A 19,473-nucleotide genomic window follows, 5' to 3' on the forward strand; every position below is an offset into this window, starting at 1 on the left:
TCCTACCACGGTAGGAGGAGAAGTCTCGCCCACAGCACGACGACAGCCGCCGCACATGCTCCGTAACTTCACTGAGCATGTGGGAAGCCATCTCAAGGTTCTGCAGCCGATACGCGATTCTCGTCATCGGGGTGTGGATACTCGCCGCTGCGGCGGGCAACCTGCTTGTGCCACAGGTGGAAAGCACGGCACACAACCATGCCCGTGGCTTCCTGCCGCAGAGTGCCCCCGTGAATACCGCAGGCGCCGTCATGGGCAGGCAGTTCCAGGACGGCGACGGTGGCAACCTCAACTACCTGGTGCTGGAAAGCGACCACAAACTGGGGCCTGTCGAGCATCAGTATCACGATCGGCTGCTGACAAAACTGCGCGCGGATACCGCCCATCTGGACTCGGCGATGGATCTGTGGGCCGACCCCATGACTGCCGAGGGCGCACTCAGTGCGGACGGCAAAACCGCGTACACGATGCTGCGCGTGACCGGCGAGCTCGGCGGCGCGCAGGCCAACGCTTCCCTGGACGCCGTCCGGCAGCTCGTTGCCGACGAGCCCGCGCCCGTCGGCATGCACGCATGGGTCACCGGGCCCGGCGCCACCATCGCCGATGAGCTCACCTCCATCGATACGCAAATGCTCATGATCACCGGCGTCACCGTGGTGCTCATCGCCCTGCTGCTATTCGCCGTGTACCGATCGGCGATCACCGCCGCGATCCCCTTGATCACCGTGGGCATGGGCCTGGGCGTGGCGCGTTCCATCGTCGCCTTCCTGGGCGAACGCAATCTCATTGAGGTTTCCATCTTCTCGGTCGCATTGCTCGCCGCCTTAGTGCTCGGCGCAGCGACCGACTACGGCATCTTCCTGCTCGGGCGTTATCACGAACAGCGCCGTTCGGGGCTGGAGCACGAGCAGTCGCTCGCCGCTGCCAACCGCAGCGTGGCGCCGGTCATCGCCGCATCCGGCCTGACCATCGCCGCCGCCCTCTCCTGCCTCATGTTCGCCCAGGTCGGAATGTTGCGCAGCGCCGGGTTGCCGTGTGCCATAGGCATCCTCACCGGCATGGCGGCCTCCCTGACCCTGCTCCCCGCGCTCATCGGGCTGGCCGGTCGCCGTGGGCTGGCCCAGCCGCGGCCGCTGCGCGGGCAGCCGGGACGCCGGTGGCGCCGAGTCGGTACCATGGTCGCCCGCTGGCCGGGTCCGGTGCTGGTCGGCTCGGTACTCGTGCTCATCGTGTGCGCCCTGCCCGTCGCCGGCCTGCGCCTTGGCTTCGATGAGCTTGCCTCGCAGCCACTTTCCACGCACGCGAACCGCGGCTATCAGGCCATGGACAGGCATTTCCCGCCGAACCGGTTGCTGCCGGAGATCGTCTCGATCGAAGCCGATCATGATTTGCGCAACCCGGCGGGAGTCATCGGTATCGAGCGAGTGACCAAGAAGCTCATGGAGGTTCCCGGCATTCGGATGGTCCAATCGGCCTCCCGCCCGGCGGGTGCCATCCCCGAACAGGCGGCACTGACCGAACAAGCAGGAATCATCGCCGATCAGCTGGACGACGGCACCACCCACATGAGCCAGCGTTTGGGAGCCGTCGACCAACTCTCGGCGACGCTGAGCCAGTTCTCAAAGGCGATCGCGCAGCTGCAGAAGGGCCTGGCAGGCGGCGTGAGCGGACTCGGCGAGCTCAACAGCGGCGTCGGCGACATGCATTCGGGGATGAAAGCGCTGCAGGACAATGTGTCTGAGGTATCGGAATACATGGATCCGCTGCGCAACTACACCAACGGCAATCCCAACTGTGCCAATGACGGCATCTGCTCCCTGGTACTCAAGGCCGTCGAGCCGATGGACTCCGTGGTGGCGGCCACCGCCTCGCTGACCTCCAGCACCGCCAAGTTCGGCACCGGCGCTCAGGGAATGGAGAAATCGTTCTCCGGCGCCGTGGATTCGGTGAAGAACATGCGGGCGACGGTGGCGCAGCTGGGCACGATCACCGATCAACTCACCAGGGCGGTCGGCGAGACGCGCACCATGTTCTCCGGACTCACCGAGTACCTGCGCGCGATGCGCGAGGATTTTCGCAGCAGCGGCGAGGGTGGCTTCTATCTACCGCAGCGTGCGTGGCAGGACCCGCGCTTCCAGCGGGCCGCCGGGTTGTACTTCGCCCCCGACGGCCGCTCGACCCGCATGCTGGTGTTCGGAGACGGCAAAGTGTTCGGCGCCGACGGCGCACATCGATCTCCGCAGATCACCCTCGCGGTCAGTGAGGCCACCAAGGAGGGCACCCTCGCGGGGAGCTCGGTGAACATCGCCGGATTCGGTACCGGCACTGCCGAATTGCGCGGATACGTCAGCGACGACTTCTTGCTCCTGGCGGCCGTGGCGCTCGCGTTGGTGTTCCTCATCGTGTTGGTCATGCTGCGCAGTCCGGTGGCAGCGGCGGTGGTCATCGGTACCGTCGTCATCTCGTACGCGTCCGCACTCGGGATCACCACCCTGATCTGGCATGACCTGTTAGGGCGCGACCTGCACTGGTCGGTCCCGTCGATCGCCCTCATCGCACTGGTGGCGGTGGGCGCCGACTACAACCTGTTGTTCACCATGCGTATGCGTGAGGAGATATTCCTGGATGGCGCCGGCCTGCGCACCGGGATGATCCGCGCCTTCGGCGGCACAGGCGGCGTGGTCACCACGGCCGGAATCGTCTTCGGCATCACCATGTTCGCGATGCTCTCCAGCGATGTGCTGAGCATCGAGCAGGTGGGCACCGCCATTGGCGTTGGGCTGATCATCGACACGCTCATCGTCAGAACGTTCGTCGTACCTGCCGTGGCAGGGCTGCTCGGCACGTGGTTCTGGTGGTCACCGGTACCGCTGCTGCACGGGCTGCTGTTCCGATGGTCAAAGGCGCGCTCGCCCCGCACCGCCGGTGTGCTCTCATACCTGGTGACGCGGCCGTCGCGGCTGGAAAGAACGGGAGCCTAGGCGTCCGGGGCGTCGTCCCTGTCGATCAAGCGACGAGGGAACGCCAGGATCCCGGCCACCGACAGCAGCCAGGCCAGCAGGCGCACCACGCCGATTCCGATACTGGGCACCATCGTCTGCTCGATAACCCTGGTTGACCACGCGTCGAGCACGAACGCGATCACCAGGCCGAGCGCAACCGCAAGGGAGATTCGGTCGAACTTCTCGCGCACCGGCCAGTAGTGCAAGAACGTCGCTGCGATACCAACGAGAAGCACCACGGCAAGCCGCACCCTGTCGATGCCAAAAAACACCGTGAACGCGAATCCGACGACGTAGAGCAGCATCGCTGTCGCTTTCATCGCAGTCGCGTCCACCCGCAGACCAGCGACAATAATCATCGGAGTACCGCCCGCTCACGGAAACCTGGCACGCGCTCAGAGTAACCAGGTGAAGACATACTTGCCACCCTATGCAGCGAATATTGCTCAATAAGATATAGCTACCTCATTCTGCGCGCGAGATCCTCCCTCGCAGATTGTGCCTGCTCCGGAGTCAACAAGGGGTTGGCGTAGACGTCGACAAGGGTCGCCGCCATCTTCAGGTCACCCTCGGGAGAATTGACGTCGATGCCCAGCCCCCGCGAAACATGTTGCTGGAGCAGCGGCACAGCCAAGGCCATCGCGGTGATAACGGTCGCCCGGGACTTGACGTCGACATCGGCCGGGAACACGCGGTTGTGGTCGGCACTCGCCAGCCAGCCCTCGGTCATCGCGACCATCTCGTCGAACACCTGCCCCGCGGAACCGTCGACAAGCGCCCTGCTGATGTAGTCCTGGTATTGACCGATCGGAATGCGGGCCGAAACATAGTGCACGTCACCGCGTTCCACGTTCGCCTGAACCTGCTCGTTGATGTCCCGCATCGTCTTGACCAGGTACTCATCGCACGCGTCCCGCAGCTCCTGCTTGGACCCGAAGTGGTGGCGCAACAGCCCAGAGGACACTCCGGCTCGTGCGGCAATGCCCCGAATGGTGGCGCCGTCGTATCCCTTCTCACCGAACTCATGCAATGCCGCGTCACGAATCCGGGCGCGGGCGGTGAGGTCGTCAGGATCCGGGCTCTTCATCGCCATAGGCTACACGAATGGGCAATTGACTACACGCTTGTATAGTCGAACGCATGGGCATTGACACCAGCGGCATAACCCCGGAGGAAGAGACCGCCTTTCTCACCCTGAAGGCACGGGCCGTCAACGACGGCTGGCCGCGACCGATCCTGCCGGATCCAGGCGCGACGGCCGCCGTCGACCAGATCGATTACGACTTCGACGCACTGGGGGTGCTCGCTCCAGTAGCATGCCAATCAGCTTTACGCGCAAAACTTCTCGACGATCGGGTGCGGAGGTTCATCACCCAGCACCCCAACGCGGTGGTCGTCGACCTCGGTGCGGGTCTGGACGATGGGTATCGACGCATCCAGCCGCCGGCCACCGTCGATTGGTACAGCATCGATCTACCCGGGATGGCTCGACTGCGCGATGAGGTCATGCCTCCGGGCCCGGCAGAGCACACCATCGGGGTGTCCATCACCGACCCGGCGTGGATTGCCGACATACCGTCGGATCGTCCGGCGATGGTGGTCGCCGACGGGTTCTTCGCCTTCCTGACCAAGGAACAGATCATCTCCACCATGCGGGCTGTCACCGATCACTTCCCCGCCGGACAGCTGGCGTTCAACGACTACGGCCGCATGGTGGTGGGCGTGTGGATTTCAAAGCTGTTCCCGCAGAAGATGTTCAAGAAGGTCAACCAGTTGCGCGGGTTTGAGGGCTACGACGATCCGCGCACCCCGGAGCGCTGGAACCCCAAGCTGCGATTCGTCGAAGAGTTCAGCCTGGTGGATGCCCCCGAGGTGGAACTGTTTCCGGCCTGGCTGCGGATATCGTCGCGGCTGGCGCGGTACAGCGCGTCGATGAGACGCTCCGCGCGCATTCTGCGGTTCGAGTTCTAGACCTGCGGCAACACCGCACGCTCCCAACTTGAACTGGAGCGCACTCCAGTTCCTAGGCTTCTCATATTCACAAACGACCATGATGTGAGGAGTTCCTCGTGACGTTGTCTGTCCCCGCGTATGCCGCCTTCTCCCCGACGGAGCCACTTCGCCCGACTGTGGTCGAGCGTCGCGAACCCGGCCCGAAAGACATTGTCATCGATATCGTTTGGGCCGGAATCTGCCACAGCGACATCCACACGGTAAGCAACCATTGGGGACCCGCGAGCTTCCCCGTGGTGCCGGGGCACGAGATCGCCGGTGTGGTAACCCAGGTCGGCAGCGAGGTCGAGAAGTTCAAGGTTGGCGACCGCGCCGGTGTCGGCTGCATGGTCGGCTCGTGCGGCGAGTGCGCCAACTGCAAATCAGGCGAAGAGCAGTTCTGCGACGGCGAGGGCGGCTTTGTTGGCACGTACAACGCGGTGGGCAAGGACGGACGGCCGACCTATGGCGGGTACAGCGACCTCATCGTGGTGGATGAGGCATTCGCGCTGAGGATTCCGGACGCGCTTCCTCTCGATCAGGCCGCTCCGCTGCTGTGTGCCGGAATCACCATGTACTCCCCACTGCACCATTGGGGGGCCGGCCCCGGCACTCGTGTCGGCGTCATTGGCCTTGGGGGCCTTGGCCATATGGGTGTCCAGATCGCCCACGCGCTGGGCGCCGAAGTGACGGTGCTGAGCCAATCACTGCGCAAGCAGGAGGATGGCCTGAGCCTCGGTGCAGACCACTACTACGCAACCAGCGACCCGGCCACCTTCACCAAGCTCGCGTCCTCCTTCGATCTGATCCTCAACACGGTCTCCGACGGGATCGACGTCGAAGGCCTGCTGTGGCTCCTGGATAAGGACGGGACGCTGGTTCAACTGGGGCTGCCGGAGGACCCGATCAATTTCAAGCCCTCGCCGCTGGTCTTCGGACGCCGCCGCTGGGCGGGCTCACCAATCGGCGGAATCGCCGAAACCCAGGAAATGCTCGACTTCTGCGCGGCCAAGGGCATCGCAGCGCTGGTAGAGAAGATTGAGGCGCCTCAGATCAACGAGGCCTATGCACGGGTACTCAAGAGCGATGTGCGGTACCGGTTCGTGATCGACGGAGCCAGCTTTACGGCTTGAGTAAGGCGCGCAATCAGTCGCGACGGAACTTGCGCAGAACCCTGCGCGCCACCAGTGCGGCAACCACGGCGCCGACACCGAGGATGGTGAATTTGATGGCCGGCTTGTTGAGCGTCGCAAGCACCGACGCCTTGGCGTCCTCGGCCAGGCGCTGCGGATTGGCGCGGTCGCTCAGGGTGTCGACTGTTGCCGCGAGCTGGTCGCGGGCCTTGTCGATATCGGCCTTGATTGCCTCGGGATCCCTGGCCACCTGCACTCCTCCACGTCCGCGGTTGACACTCAAGCAACTACCCTAGGGCAACAACTGTACGGGTCAACAGAAAGGCACCGGTCATGGCGGAAACCAAGCGGCTCGAAGTTGGCGATAAGGCCCCGGCGTTCACCCTGCTCGACGCCGACGGCGAGAAGGTATCGCTGTCGTCCTACAAGGGTCGCAAGGTGATCATCTACTTCTATCCGGCCGCCATGACGCCCGGCTGCACCAAACAGGCCTGCGACTTCCGCGATAGCCTCGCCGAACTCAACGGCGCGGGCCTCGACGTCATCGGCATCTCGCCCGACAAGCCCGAGAAGCTGGCGAAGTTCCGGGAGCGCGATGGCGTGAACTTCCCGTTGCTGTCCGACCCCGACAAGACGACGCTGACCGCGTACGGCGCCTTCGGCGAGAAGAAGCTGTACGGGAAGATCGTCGAGGGCGTCATCCGATCGACCTTCGTCGTGGACGAAAAGGGCAAGATTGAGGTGGCGCAGTACAACGTGAAGGCCACCGGACACGTCGCCAAGCTCCGCCGCGACATATCCGTCTAGATCAGATGCCACTGATCGACATCACCTGCGGCCCCGCGGTCACAAATGGCACCCGCGCAAGGCTGGCCGAAGTTCTGCCTCACGCGGTCTCCCTGGCGGTGCAGTGCGCGGACGAGCCCTACGACCACCACCTCCAGCCCGGCGATGTGCTGATCCGATTCCACGAGGTCGGGCCATTCGACCGTTTCGATATCGACGTCCTCGTCGAGGTGAAGTCGAAGTGGTTCAGCGACCGAGCGGAGGACCGTCAGCACCGCGCCCAGGCGATCCACGACGCGGTGCGAAACGCCCTCGAAGACGGACAGACGGCGGGTGTGTATCTGACCTTGCCCGTCGCCGCATGGGATCAAAGCGATTACGAAGCCCCTAACCGTTGAGGACTCCCATGGCAGAGACCGCCCGCAAGTGGCTGGGCTTAGCCGCCATCTCGCTGGGGGTGGCGCTGATCGTCGTCGACACGACGATCGTCAATGTCATCATCCCCTCGATCGTGCGCGATCTCGGAGTCACATCGGCACAGGCGCAGTGGGTGCAGGAGTCATACGCGATCGTCTTCGCGGCACTGCTGCTGCTCGTCGGACGTGTCTCGGACATTTTGGGCGCCCGCCGCGTCTTCCTCACCGGCGTAGTGATTTTCGGCGTGACGAGCCTGCTGGCAGGTATCGCCACCACCGGCAGCTGGTTGATACTGGCCCGCTTTCTGCAGGGCGCCGGGGCCGCGCTGATCCTGCCGACGTCGCTCGCACTGCTCAACGCGCAGTTCACCGGTAAGGCGCGCGGCCAGGCCTTTGCCGTCTGGGGTTCGACCATCGGTGCCGCGACGGCGCTGGGCCCCCTGCTCGGCGGGTGGCTATCCGAACATGCCTCGTGGCGTTGGGCTTTCGGTATCAACATTCCGCTCGTCGCGGTCATCTGCGTCGGTGCGATGGTGTTCATCCCACGCTCACCGCGCACGCAGGCACGCGTCGATGTCACGGGAACCGTGTTCTCGATCCTCGGTCTGGGATTGCTTGCCTTCGGGCTGATCGACGGTCGTACGTACGGGTGGATTCACACCACTGAGCCCTTCGAGCTGTTGGGCACGCGCTGGACGCTCGACCTGTCACCGGTGTTCGCCGCACTTGTCCTGGCAGTGCTGTCCCTCGCCGCCTTTGTCATCCGCCAGATCACCCTGACCCGCGATATCGATCCAGCGCAGCCGACCGCGGCGCTGATGGACGTGCGGCTCTTCTCCATCGACTCCTTCCGCAACGGCAACATCGCAACGCTGATCATCGGGATGGGCGAATTCGGGATCGTGGCCGTGATCCCCCTCTGGCTGCAATTCGCGTTGGGGTACAGCGCGGTTCAAGCAGGCTTGGCTTTGGTACCCATTGCACTCGGCAGCTTCGCGGCCAGCGGCGCGAGTTTCGGTATGACGTCACGAATCTCGGCACTGGGACTGGTCCGCATCGGGCTGACGCTCGAGGCCGTGGGGTTAGCGGCGCTCGGCTACATCGCCCGGCCGGACAGCACGTGGTGGGCCCTCGCGGTGGCTCTGTTCGTGTACGGGATCGGCATCGGCTTCGCCACCGCCCAGGTGACCAACGTGGTGCTCGCCGATGTTCCCGAGCGCAGCTCCGGCCAGGGTTCCGGCATCCAGAGCGTTTTCCGGCAGCTCGGCTCGGCCCTCGGGATCGCTGTGCTGACCACAGCCTTCTTCAGCGCCATCAGCGCACGGCTCAGCGACACTCTCGCCGCCGCGGGCATCCCTCCCGGACAATCCGATGCACTCACCCGAGCGGTTGTCCGCAGCGCAGGTGCCGCCATCGACGAGTTCGCCCGTCAACCACAGACCGCGGGAATCGCCGACGCCGCACGCCAGGCGATGGCTCACGGTGTTGAGTTGGGCAGCTACTTGGCCGCCGCGTTTCTGGTGGCCGGACTCGCCGCGACACTCCTCATCACACCGGCCACGACGCTCACCACGGAGCAGAAGCCACGCTAGCCCCGGAGGTCCTTTAGGCGCGCGCAGCGAGTGCGAGCGTGACGCGGAATTTTGACCCAAATTCCGCGTCAGACTCGCACTCGACGGAAAGGGAGGCCACGCTAGGACTCGGTCCCGCCTTCTTGCTCCAGCACGACGAAGGCCGCCGCGGTATCACCGTCATGGGTCAGGGTCACGTGCATCGTCATATCCGCCAAATACTCGGCAATCGCCCCGGAGAGCCGAATACGCGGGCGGCCCCAGGTGTCCGTGACGACCTCGATGTCGCGATGGATGTTCTCCGGCAACACCGGCCGCTGCGAGTACCGCGAACCCGACCACGCCTTGATGACGGCCTCCTTGGCCGCCCAGCGGGCTGCCAAGTACCGCGCCTCACCACCGGTCTTCGAGGCCGCGTCACGCCGCTCCCCCGGCGTAAACGCGGACCCGAAAGCCGTTCCGGGACTAGCTAGTTGCTCTCCGAACTCGGAGATGGTGACTAGGTCGATCCCGATACCGACAATCACCGGTGGTAGACCTCGTCCTCACTCAGGCGCGCACCCGGATCCAGCAGCATCGAAGCTTCCTGACGCTTCTCCGACTCGTCATGGTCGTGGTCGAAGCGACGTCCGTCCGGCCGCTCGTACATCGGGCGACCGCCGGCCATGGCCGAGGCCAGGCGACGTTGTCCGGACAGAACGCGCTCACGCGAACGCTTCTCGTAGTCGTCACGATCCTCGGGACGCAGCGACGCGATGAACGCCTGCGGGTGCACGAGCGCCACCAGACCCGATACGTGGCCAAAGCCGAGGCTCGTCACCAGGCCCGCCTTCAGCGGCAGCTTCTCCTTGAGCGGCAGCGACTCTCGTACCCACACGAAGTGCTGGCTGGTGGCCAGCTCGTCGTCGACACAGTCCAGGCTGCGGTTCGGCGGAATAACGCCGTCGCGCAGCACCTGGCACAGGCCCAGCATCTGGAACACCGCGGCACCGCCCTTGGCGTGGCCGGTCAGGTTCTTCTGCGAGATGACGAACAGCGGCGCACCATCCGAGCGTCCCAGCGAGGACGCGAGCCGCTCATGCAGCTCGGTCTCATTGGGATCGTTCGCGAGCGTGGACGTGTCGTGCTTGGAGATGACGGCGATGTCGTCGGCGGTGACGCCCAGCTTGTTGAGCGAGCGCGCCAGATCCGAATCCTTGCCACCGCGGCCGGCCGCCAGCGCGCCCAGGCCCGGAGCCGGGATCGAGGTGTGCACGCCGTCACCGAACGACTGTGCGTACGCGACCACCGCGAGCACCGGCAGACCCATCTTGAGCGCCAGGTCACCGCGCGCCAGCAGCACGCTGCCACCACCCTGGGCCTCGACGAAGCCAAGGCGACGACGGTCGTTGGCACGCGAGAATCGCTTATCCGCAATGCCCTTGGCCCGCATCATCTCCGTGTCGGCGGTCGCCGCCATGTCACCGAAGCCGATGATGGCCTCCAGTGTCAGGTCGTCGAATCCACCGGCCAATGCCAGATGCGCCTTACCCAGGCGGATCTTGTCGACACCTTCTTCGACGGAGACAGCCGCGGTGGCGCAAGCCGCCACCGGGTGGATCATCGAGCCGTACGAGCCGACGTACGACTGAACCACGTGCGCGGCAACGACGTTCGGTAGCACTTCCTGCAGGATATCGTTCGGCTTGTTACGGCCCAACAGGTTTCCGTGGTACATGGTCTGCATCGAGGTCATGCCACCCATGCCCGTGCCCTGCGTGTTGGCCACCAGGCTCGGGTGCACCCAACGCATCAGCTCCGTGGGGGTGAAGCCCGCCGACAGGAAGGCGTCCACCGTCGCGACCATGTTCCACAGCGCCACCCGGTCGATGGAGCTCACCATGTCCGGGGTGATGCCCCAGACGGTGGGATCGAAACCGGTCGGAATCTGCGCACCGACAGTCCGCGACAGCTTGGTCTTGCGCGGCACGCGAACCTCGGTGCCCGCCTTGCGAGTCACCTGCCAGTCGCTGCCCTCGGCCAACGGCTGAATCACCGTGTGCTCGGGGTCCCACTTCACGAACTCGCGAGCCTCGGCCTCGGTCGACACCGTGAAGGTGAAGTCCTTGTCCAGGAACACCGACACCAGTAGCGGCGAAGCGTGATCGGGGTCGATCGCGCCATCGTCGACGAACTCGCGGACACCGATGTTGCCGACCACCTTGTCGTGGTACCGCTCCACCAGCTCCGATTCCGGCACCAGTTCACCGGATTCGGTGTCGTACCAGCCGGCCTCGGGGTCGTTCTCCCACTTGACCAGTCCGGTGGTCCAGGCGAGTTCCAGCACGCCGGCCGCCGACAGTTCGTCGTCGACCTCCATCTCGTAGCGGGTACGCGAGGAGCCCAGCGGACCGAGCTCGCCACCGCCGACGATAACCACCAGATCGGCCGGGTCGACGTCAAGGTCGGCCCATTCCGGAGGCAGCGTCGAGGTGTATCCCCGTGGCGGAGACGGCAGTGCCGCGATGAGGTTTGGATCGTCCTCCTCATCGGCGGATGCAGCGGCCTCGGCCTTCGCCTTGGCCTCCATGTCCTCGCGGGCCTTGGCGGCCAGCTCAGCCATGTCGAGTTCAACCTCGGCCAGCCCACCGGTGAGGTCCTTCTCCACCGGTGCCTGTGCGGCCTGCACGCGTGCTTCGGGTGAGCACAGCGCCAACAGCATGGATGCCATGTCCGCGGTGGAGTACGTGGTGACTCCCGCCTCTTCGACAGCGGTGACGATGGCGTCGTTGTGACCCATCAGCCCGGTGCCGCGGGTCCAGCCGATCAGCGCGTGCGCCAGGCTGACTCGCGACGCCCACGACGACTCCGCCTTCCAGCGCGTGACCAGCGCATCGAGAGCCGCCTTGGACTCTCCGTACGCACCGTCGCCGCCGAACATGCCTCGGTTCGGGGAACCGGGCAGCACCACGTGCAGACGCGAGGCGATATCGCGCTCTGCGCCGATGGCCGAGAGACCACCGATGAGCCGTTGCACGGCCCACAACAGCACCTTCATCTCCATCTCGGCACGCGAACCGGCCTCCGACAGATCCCCGACCACCTTCGGTGCGGCAAACGGGAACAGCAGCGTCGGGGTCTGGGCGTCCTTGAGGTGGATCGACATCGGACCAAGGCTTTCGGACTGCTCGGTGCCCACCCACTGCACCAGTGCATCGATATCGGCGTACGAGGCCATGTTGGCCGGTACCACCCACAGCCTGGCGCCGAACCGCGCGCTCTCGCGGTACAGATTGCGGTAGAACGCCAATCGGTCCTCGTCAAGACGCGAGGTGGTGGCGACAACCGTCGCACCACCGGACAGCAGCTCGGCGACCACCGCCGCGGCGATCGAGCCCTTGGAGGCACCTGTCACCACCGCGACCTCGTCGCCCCACGTGCCCTGCTCGGGGCTCTCGGCGCCGGCGGCGATCCGCCCGAACAGCGAGGCATGCACATTGCGGCCCTGCGCCAACGACTTGCCTTGCCACCAATTGGCCTGCGTGGCAACGGCATGCCCGGCGCCCTCGAACTGGCCTGCCAACTGTGCCCACTGGCTGTCGATCTCGTCTTCCTCGGTGATCCACAACCGCGCCAGATCCTCGCGAGCACTGGCCCAGCGGTCGTCGAACACCACAGCCTTCTTGCCGTCGAATGTCGGCGCCACCAAACGCGGCCAGTCCGAACCCAATTCGGCGGAAACCAGCTCGACGAGCTCGGTGTCGGTGGCGCCTTCGGGGGTGACGATCGGGGCCGACAGACCCAGCTGGTCGAGCACCAGACGCGCGGCCGAGGCGAGAACGCCTTCACGCCCGGTGATCTGGTCGGTGAACTCGCTCAGTGCGGCGGCGTCGACGGTCGCGCCGCCGGCACCACCCGCCGAGGGCAGAGACACACCGACACCACGACGCGCGGCTACCGCGGCAACGGCCGCGTCGATCGCCGCGTCGACGGCGTTCCCGTCCGCCAGCGTGCTGGGCGCCAGGCCACCGAGATCGCCGCCACGGACGCTGGTGCCCTCACGGGTACCCAGCGACAGCTCGACGGTCACATGCTTGACCCAGCCCGGACCGAGTTCCCAGGTCTTGGTGACGCGCTCGCCGATGGCGGCCGGACGCTTACCCGACGGCCCGAAGACCGCCTTGAGCTGATCGTTGATCGAGTCCGAGAGCACCGGACCAAATGGCTTGTAGGTACGCGCCAATTTGGTGACCTGCGTCCGCAATCCGGACAGATCTGCCTCTGCGGCACCGTCAATGGCGCTCAGGTTCAGCTCGGAGCCCAGGTCGACCAGCAGCTGGTTGCGACGCGACGAGGCACCGTCGGTGAGGCTCTCGATCGAATCCACCGGCTCGATCTGGTCGATGCGCATCTTCGTCGACAACGCGATGAGCGCGAGCGTCGCGTCGGACGCGTCGAACCCGATGTCCTCCGGCCGTGGGCCACCGCTGGGCGCCGCGGGGGCGGCAGCGGGAGCCGGAGCAGCAGCCTCGGTGGAACCGGAGGCGGCCGCAGTGCTTTCCGCGGGCTCCTCGATCTCAGGCTCGGGCTCCGGATCGCTGTCCGTTCCGAACAGCACCGCGTGATCGCGCTCGACGTTCAGCACCTCGATCGAGCTATGGCTGAATTCGGGCAGCTTCAGGGTGTTGTTGGCCAGACCGGCGACGGTCGGCATCGACTTCACACCCACCTCGACGAACCGCTCCACGCCGAGGCCGCCGGCGGCCTCCTCGGTGAACAGCAGGTCCTGGGTCTCGATCCACCGCACGGGGCTGGCGAACTGCCAGGCAAGCAGCTCGATAAGAACCTTGCGGCACAACAACACCGGCTTCTCGTTGCGCCAGGTGTCGTAATCAGCGAGCACCTCGTCGAGCGGTTCGGCGGGAACCAGATCGCGGATCTCCTGGATGAATTCACGGTCCAGGGTGAACGGCTTAGGCACCAGGTTCGGGATGTACTTGCCGATGATCAGGTTCGGATCACCATCCATGGGCAGCACTCGCTCCAGAGACCGGCGGAATTCGGCGACGCCGACCCGCAGCACCTCGGAGTGGAACGGCACATCGATGCCGGGCACCATGATGAAGGAGCGACGGCCGCCGAACTCTTCGCGACGCTTCTCGACCTCGGCCTCCAACAGCTCAAGGCCACGCACCGTTCCGGCGATGGCGTACTGCGAGCCCCGCAGGTTGAAGTTCACGATCTGAAGAAACTCACCGCTACGTTCAGCGATCCCCGCGACGAACGCCTGGACGTCGGCGTCCTCCAAACCGATCTGCGACGGGCGGATCGCGGCCAGGCGGTAGTTACTGCGTCCCTGCTCATCTCGCGGCACGATGTCGTGCATCGCCGACCCGCGGTGGAACACCACCTCCAGCAGACCATCCTGCGGAATGACGCCACTGACCGTGGCCAGCGCGGTGTACTCGCCCACGGAGTGACCACAGGTGATGGCGTCCTCGACGAACGAGCCGGACTCCTTCATCTCCGCGATCTGCGCGGTGGCCAACGTGGCCATGGCCACCTGGGTGAACTGCGTCAGGTACAGCACGCCCTCGGGGTGCTGGTAGTGGACACCACCGGCGATGAGGCTTGTCGGGTTGTCCTTGACCACGTGCAGCACGGAGAAACCGAGACGCTCACGGGTGAACTTGTCGGCCTTGTCCCAGACCTTGCGAGCGGCCTTGGAGCGTGAACGCACGTCCATGCCCATGCCCTTGTGCTGGATGCCCTGCCCCGGGAAGGCGTACACCGTCTTGGGGGCCGCGAGCCGGGCGGTCGCCGACATCACGAGGTCGGTACCGACCTTGGCTTGAACCTCCACAACCTCTGCGCCGGAATCGATTCCCACACGGTCGACCCGCACGTCAACCTCATCGCCCGGCTGCACCATGCCCAGGAACCGAGAGGTCCAGCCGACCAGTGTGCGCGGCGGGGTGCTGGAAGCGTCAGCGGAGGTCACCACGTGCTGCGCGGCGGCCGAAAGCCACATGCCATGCACGATGGGCGATCCCAGCCCGGCCAGCAGCGCTGCCGACTTGTCGGTGTGGATCGGGTTGTGATCACCCGAGACCACCGCGAACGCCCGCATGTCGGTCGGCGCGAAGATCTTGGCATCACGGCGACGGCGACGAGTGGTGTCCTCTTCGTGCTCGGAAAGCGCACCACCGGCACGCACCGGGTCGGTGAGTTCGGCTGCCCCGGTGCGGCCCAGAATCGCGAACCGCTCCTGCAGTGTGGCCAGCACCGTGCCCTCGGCCGTCGCCACGGTGACCTCAACCGGAACAACGCGGCCCACCTCGGTATCGGTGGCCGTGGAAGCCGTTGCGGTGACAGTAAGTTCAGCGGCCTCTGCGGGAAGTGCGGAGACCAGGTGGGCGGCATGATCCAGATGCACCAGCGAGAGCAGACCCTCGATGACGCCCGTGCCGTCCTCCGTCTTGGCATCACCGATGGCGGCGAACACCGCGGGCCAGCACAGGCCGACCAGCGCGTCCGGCACGATCGACGACCCTGGCGCCAGCGGCGACGGAAGCACCGCGGTGACGCCGGTGTGGTCGGCGACACGCTCCGGATCCCACTGCGCGACAACGCGTGCCGCGCCATTGCGGACGGCCGGAAGGCCTGCCTGATCCTCAGCGCCGGCGGCCACCGCGAGCACGGTCCGCATGGCGGCGGCCGCGGCCTCGGTGGTCACCACCGGGGTACCACCGTCGCGAGTTGTGACAGGCAGGGTCAGGTCGATGTCGACCCAGATACCCGACAGCGGCACGCTCAGACGCACCGAGTCGTCACCGGTGACCTCGAGGCGTGCGCCGGTCGACGGATGTGAAGCGGTGCGGTCCTCGAAGACCTGCCAAGCGCCATCGGGAGCGATCCGGTGCACCGGGTTAACGGCAATGCGTCCGGACCACAGCACATCTGGCGCGTCCAGCACGCTGGCCAACGGACCCTCGACATCCCAGCGGCGACGCAGACGCGAACGCACCGGCAACGGCTCCGCACCGCTGGCGACAACCTCGTCGATAGCGGTCTGCTCGAACCGGTTGAGCAAGTCGCCCACCGGCTCGTCGACCCGGGTGATCCCGGCGACCGCGGCGGTACCGGGGATGATGCATACCTGCTCGGCGGTGTAGCGCGCGTCGTGGGCCTGCCACAGCGAGTCGCTGCGCCACCAGCGGCGCACATCCTTGTCGATGACGGGCACGAAATTGACGGGCTTACCCAGCGTCTTGCACAGCGCGACGAAGAAGGGCACGTCGGCCGGGTGCAGCTTGATGGCCTCGGCATCGGGGTAGCGCTGCAGCAGTGCCGCGATGGCATCGGCCGGGCGTTCCACCAGGGACTCGTCGGCGAACAGCGTTTCGACAGGACCGAATTCCTTGGGATGCAACCGGGCCTCGGCGCGCTTGAGCATCTGCTCGAACCGATCGCGCCAGGTGATATCCAGCCACGGCGAGTGCGCCACAGCGGTATCGGCGGTGCTGTCACCGTCACCGATGGACAGCTCCACATAGCGATTCAGCCACTGCGCGTACGTCATTTCGGCGACATCGCCGAAATACTGCTTGGCGGTCAGCTCCATCGCGGCAATGATCTCGTCGCGGCGCTTGGACACCGCATCCTCATCACCGGCGACATCATCAAGCAAACGACCGCAGCGGGAGGCCGCGTTGTCGATCTCGTGAATGTCAGCACCCAGCTGGCTACGCCCGGAAGCCATGCCGCCCTGGGCTTTTCCGGCGGGAACCCATTCAGGAGTGCCTTGGGTCTCGACCAGCATCTGCTTGACCGAGGGCGAGGTGGTGGCCTCCAGAGTGGCCATGGCCGCAGTGCCGACCAGGATGCCGTCGACCGGCATCAACGGGAATCCGAACTTCAATGCCCAACGGCCGCTGAGGTATTCGGCAGCCTGCTCGGGCGTGCCAATGCCGCCGCCGACACATACGGTGATGTTGGAGCGCGAACGCAGCTCCGAGTAGGTGGCCAGCAGCAGGTCGTCGAGATCCTCCCAGGAGTGGTGTCCACCGGCGCGGCCACCCTCGACGTGCATGATGATCGGACGGGTCGGGACCTCGGCGGCGATGCGCACGACGGAGCGGATCTGCTCGACCGTGCCCGGCTTGAACACGATATGGCTGAAGCCGATCTCGGTGAGCTCGTCGATGAGCGCGACGGCCTCTTCCAGCTCGGGGATGCCGGCGGTCACAACGACTCCGTCGATAGGCGCACCGGCCTGACGGGCCTTCTGCACCAAACGCTTCGAGCCAACCTGCAGTTTCCACAGGTAGGGATCCAGGAACAAGGAGTTGAACTGGATCTGGCGTCCCGGCTCCAGCAGACCGGTGAGCTCTTCTATGCGGGCATTGAAGATCTCTTCGGTGACCTGCCCACCACCGGCGAGTTCGGACCAGTGACCCGCATTAGCCGCGGCCGCAACGATTTTCGAATCGACGGTGGTCGGGGTCATGCCCGCAAGCAGAATCGGTGAACGGCCGGTGAGGCGAGTGAACTTGGTGGACAGCTTCACCGAACCGTCGGGCAGTGACACCACGGTGGGCGCGAAGCTGGTCCAGGCGCGGGCGACCTCGGGAACCGCACCGTGGGTGAACAGGTTTCGCTGTCCCCCGCGGGTGGCGGTGGGCACGATGCCGATCCCCAGGCCACGGATGACCGGGGCGGTCAGGCGAGTCAGGAGATCGCCGGGACCCAGGTCGAGGATCCAGCGGGCGCCGGCGTCAGCGACATGGTTCACCTCGTTCACCCAATCGACCGGGGTGACGAGGATGGACTCGGTCAGGGCCTTGGTCAGTTCGATGTCGAGCCCTGCGGCCGCCGCCCAGCGACCGGCGATCTCGACGCCGTCGGCCAGGCGTGGGGTATGGAAGCCCACCTCCACATTGACCGGGTCGAAGACCGGGCTGAAGATCGCGCCCCCGCGCACCTTGTCCTTGCGCTCGGCGGCCTCGCGGTCGGCGATCTGCTCGCAGTACAACTCGAAACGCGACAGCTGCTCGGGAGTACCGGTGATGACGACGGAGCGGCGGCCGTTACGGATGGACAGCGCGGGCGGCTGAACAGTACGGACATCCTGGGCAAACTCGTCAAGAAGTGCCTTGATGCGTTCGGGGTCGACATTGGTCACCGACACCATGGGAGTGCGGTTGCCGCGCACCACGATGCCGCGGCGGCGCGCGACCAGGGTGGCAGCGGCACCGACCAGCTGAGCGATGGCCAGCAGCTCGACATCGCGGGCACCATGGGCCTTGAGCGCCTCGACAGCCAGCACACCCTGCGAGTGCCCGATGACGGCGACCGGTGGCAGCTGGGCCACATCGAGGCCCTGGATCTTCAGCGCGCGGACCGCGGCCAGCTGCGCCAGCAGTACACCCGGCATGGACACCGCGGCCGAGGTCAGCTGCGCGGCGGCGGGTACGGGCTCCTCAGCGGTCAGCGCACGCACCCAGGTAAGCGGGGTGAAACCGACCGGACGCACGACCACGAGCTCCTTGGCGACAGGCTCTAGCCGCAGCTCGGCCTCACCAGCGAGGGTGGCCAGCTCCGATTCGATACCGGCCGAAGCCGCCAGTTCTGCGAGTGATTCCAGCCAGTCGCTGCCTTGACCTCCGAAGGCCACTGCGTACGGCTCACCAGACTCCAGACGGTCGATCAGCGCGGGTCCCGCACTGGGGCCCGGATCGACCGCGCCGTTCGCGTCGGGATCCTCAGCGCTGGTCACCTTGTCGTATTCGTTGATCGTCACGTCGCCGCTACCCGTCTTTCCGTCAGTCGTGAGTCCAGCCGCACCCGTGTCGTCGTCCTTGTCGATCGGGGGCGTTGAGGCACGTGCATATGCACCATCACCGCAGGTCTGGATTTAAGAGTGTCATAAGAGGGGTGACGATTTCTTCTGGCGTAATAGTTACTGCCGAGTTCTACGCGAGAGTAACCACCGCTTACGTAACAGCAGGCCAGGCGCTGGCAACTGACCGCCGAATCAAACGCGCTGCATGCAGGTGGTTACGGTCGAGTAGGTATAACATCGCAGATCAGACATCGATTGTTATCGAATCGTTATGTTTGATTTCGATAGTACCGCCGACGCTCGCGCGTGTCGCATCCAGCAGCCGCAACAATGCCATCCAGACCGCGAATTCCCAGAATACGTGCCACATGTTTGCTGATATTGCAGAGCGGCTCCCCCTTCTGTGACGCGTGTGGCCAATGAGGTTTGTCCAGCTACGCCTCCGGGCGCAGAAACCTCGCCACTATCCCGCGATGTCGGGATCAATGTCGACATCCCACTACCGCCGGACCACGAATCGCCCGGCGTGGTGGTTCCGTGGTCCCCCACCCGTTTTCAGCACACCGCGAAGGACGTCGGCCGTCCCGCGGGCGGCGCGCCATGACCGCATGACGCCGCCTATGAGTTCACCCACGCGTTCGCTGTGCTCAATCGCGGTCGGAGTAAGTGGCCATATCACGTGATGTGGAATTGAAGCGCGGGCTACTGCAAGGGCGTTGCCATCCACACGGGAGGCGCCGCAGCGCCGGT

The 19,473-nt window shown here is 65.5% G+C and carries 11 protein-coding genes; 6 read left to right on the forward strand and 5 right to left on the reverse strand.

The window, feature by feature from the left end; all coding sequences use genetic code 11:
- Positions 1-77 precede the first annotated feature (77 nt).
- Positions 78-2,981 (forward strand): MMPL/RND family transporter, encoded by a 2,904-nt coding sequence (locus B4400_RS08360; protein ID WP_078309280.1) that lies wholly within the window; start codon positions 78-80, stop codon positions 2,979-2,981.
- Here B4400_RS08360 and B4400_RS08365 read toward each other — a convergent pair.
- Positions 2,978-3,361, reverse strand: coding sequence for a hypothetical protein (locus B4400_RS08365; RefSeq protein ID WP_078309281.1), 384 nt, complete (start codon positions 3,359-3,361; stop codon positions 2,978-2,980). The genes B4400_RS08360 and B4400_RS08365 overlap by 4 nt on opposite strands.
- 101 nt (positions 3,362-3,462) lie before the next feature.
- The gene (locus tag B4400_RS08370) at positions 3,463-4,089 is read right to left on the reverse strand and encodes a TetR/AcrR family transcriptional regulator (RefSeq protein ID WP_078309447.1); all 627 of its coding nucleotides are present in this window, start codon (positions 4,087-4,089) and stop codon (positions 3,463-3,465) included.
- Positions 4,090-4,142: 53 nt separating this feature from the next.
- On the opposite strand from B4400_RS08370, the gene B4400_RS08375 reads away from it, so the two are divergent.
- Complete coding sequence (locus B4400_RS08375) at positions 4,143-4,973, forward strand: class I SAM-dependent methyltransferase (protein ID WP_078309282.1); 831 nt, start codon at positions 4,143-4,145, stop codon at positions 4,971-4,973.
- Between the two features lie 98 nt (positions 4,974-5,071).
- A complete protein-coding gene (locus tag B4400_RS08380) occupies positions 5,072-6,127 on the forward strand; it encodes an NAD(P)-dependent alcohol dehydrogenase (RefSeq protein WP_078309283.1) in 1,056 nt (351 codons plus the stop codon).
- Positions 6,128-6,140: 13 nt separating this feature from the next.
- Here B4400_RS08380 and B4400_RS08385 read toward each other — a convergent pair whose 3' ends face one another.
- Positions 6,141-6,377 carry a DUF3618 domain-containing protein gene (locus tag B4400_RS08385; protein ID WP_078309450.1) on the reverse strand — a complete coding sequence of 79 codons (237 nt, stop codon included), beginning with the start codon at positions 6,375-6,377 and terminating at the stop codon, positions 6,141-6,143.
- 83 nt (positions 6,378-6,460) lie between these two features.
- On the opposite strand from B4400_RS08385, the gene bcp reads away from it, so the two are divergent.
- The 3 genes from bcp to B4400_RS08400 are packed head-to-tail and all read left to right on the forward strand — an operon-like array spanning position 6,461 to position 8,921.
- Positions 6,461-6,934, forward strand: a complete 474-nt coding sequence (bcp, locus tag B4400_RS08390) for a thioredoxin-dependent thiol peroxidase (RefSeq protein WP_078309284.1) — start codon at positions 6,461-6,463, stop codon at positions 6,932-6,934.
- 5 nt (positions 6,935-6,939) lie between these two features.
- Positions 6,940-7,311: a hypothetical protein gene (locus tag B4400_RS08395; RefSeq protein ID WP_078309285.1), complete on the forward strand. Its 372-nt coding sequence runs from the start codon at positions 6,940-6,942 to the stop codon at positions 7,309-7,311.
- An 8-nt stretch (positions 7,312-7,319) separates the two neighbouring features.
- Positions 7,320-8,921 carry a DHA2 family efflux MFS transporter permease subunit gene (locus tag B4400_RS08400; protein ID WP_078309286.1) on the forward strand — a complete coding sequence of 534 codons (1,602 nt, stop codon included), beginning with the start codon at positions 7,320-7,322 and terminating at the stop codon, positions 8,919-8,921.
- Between the two features lie 101 nt (positions 8,922-9,022).
- On the opposite strand, the gene acpS is transcribed toward B4400_RS08400, so the two are convergent.
- Together acpS and B4400_RS08410 are read right to left on the reverse strand one after the other, a co-directional pair.
- Positions 9,023-9,427 (reverse strand): holo-ACP synthase AcpS, encoded by a 405-nt coding sequence (acpS, locus tag B4400_RS08405; RefSeq protein ID WP_078309287.1) that lies wholly within the window; start codon positions 9,425-9,427, stop codon positions 9,023-9,025.
- The gene (locus B4400_RS08410; RefSeq protein ID WP_078309288.1) at positions 9,424-18,681 is read right to left on the reverse strand and encodes a type I polyketide synthase; all 9,258 of its coding nucleotides are present in this window, start codon (positions 18,679-18,681) and stop codon (positions 9,424-9,426) included. The genes acpS and B4400_RS08410 overlap by 4 nt, the downstream gene beginning before the upstream one ends.
- Positions 18,682-19,473 lie beyond the last annotated feature (792 nt).

Source organism: Mycobacterium sp. D16Q13 (assembly GCF_002013375.1).
In the GTDB taxonomy this organism is placed as follows: Bacteria; Actinomycetota; Actinomycetes; order Mycobacteriales; family Mycobacteriaceae; genus Mycobacterium.

Coding starts and splice junctions, on each gene's coding strand:
- B4400_RS08360 (WP_078309280.1), top strand. CDS start 78: ATGTGGGAAGCCATCTCAAGGTTCTGCAGCCGATACGCGATTCTCGTC.
- B4400_RS08370 (WP_078309447.1), bottom strand. CDS start 4,089: ATGAAGAGCCCGGATCCTGACGACCTCACCGCCCGCGCCCGGATTCGT.
- B4400_RS08395 (WP_078309285.1), top strand. CDS start 6,940: ATGCCACTGATCGACATCACCTGCGGCCCCGCGGTCACAAATGGCACC.
- B4400_RS08375 (WP_078309282.1), top strand. CDS start 4,143: ATGGGCATTGACACCAGCGGCATAACCCCGGAGGAAGAGACCGCCTTT.
- B4400_RS08365 (WP_078309281.1), bottom strand. CDS start 3,361: ATGATTATTGTCGCTGGTCTGCGGGTGGACGCGACTGCGATGAAAGCG.
- bcp (WP_078309284.1), top strand. CDS start 6,461: ATGGCGGAAACCAAGCGGCTCGAAGTTGGCGATAAGGCCCCGGCGTTC.
- B4400_RS08400 (WP_078309286.1), top strand. CDS start 7,320: ATGGCAGAGACCGCCCGCAAGTGGCTGGGCTTAGCCGCCATCTCGCTG.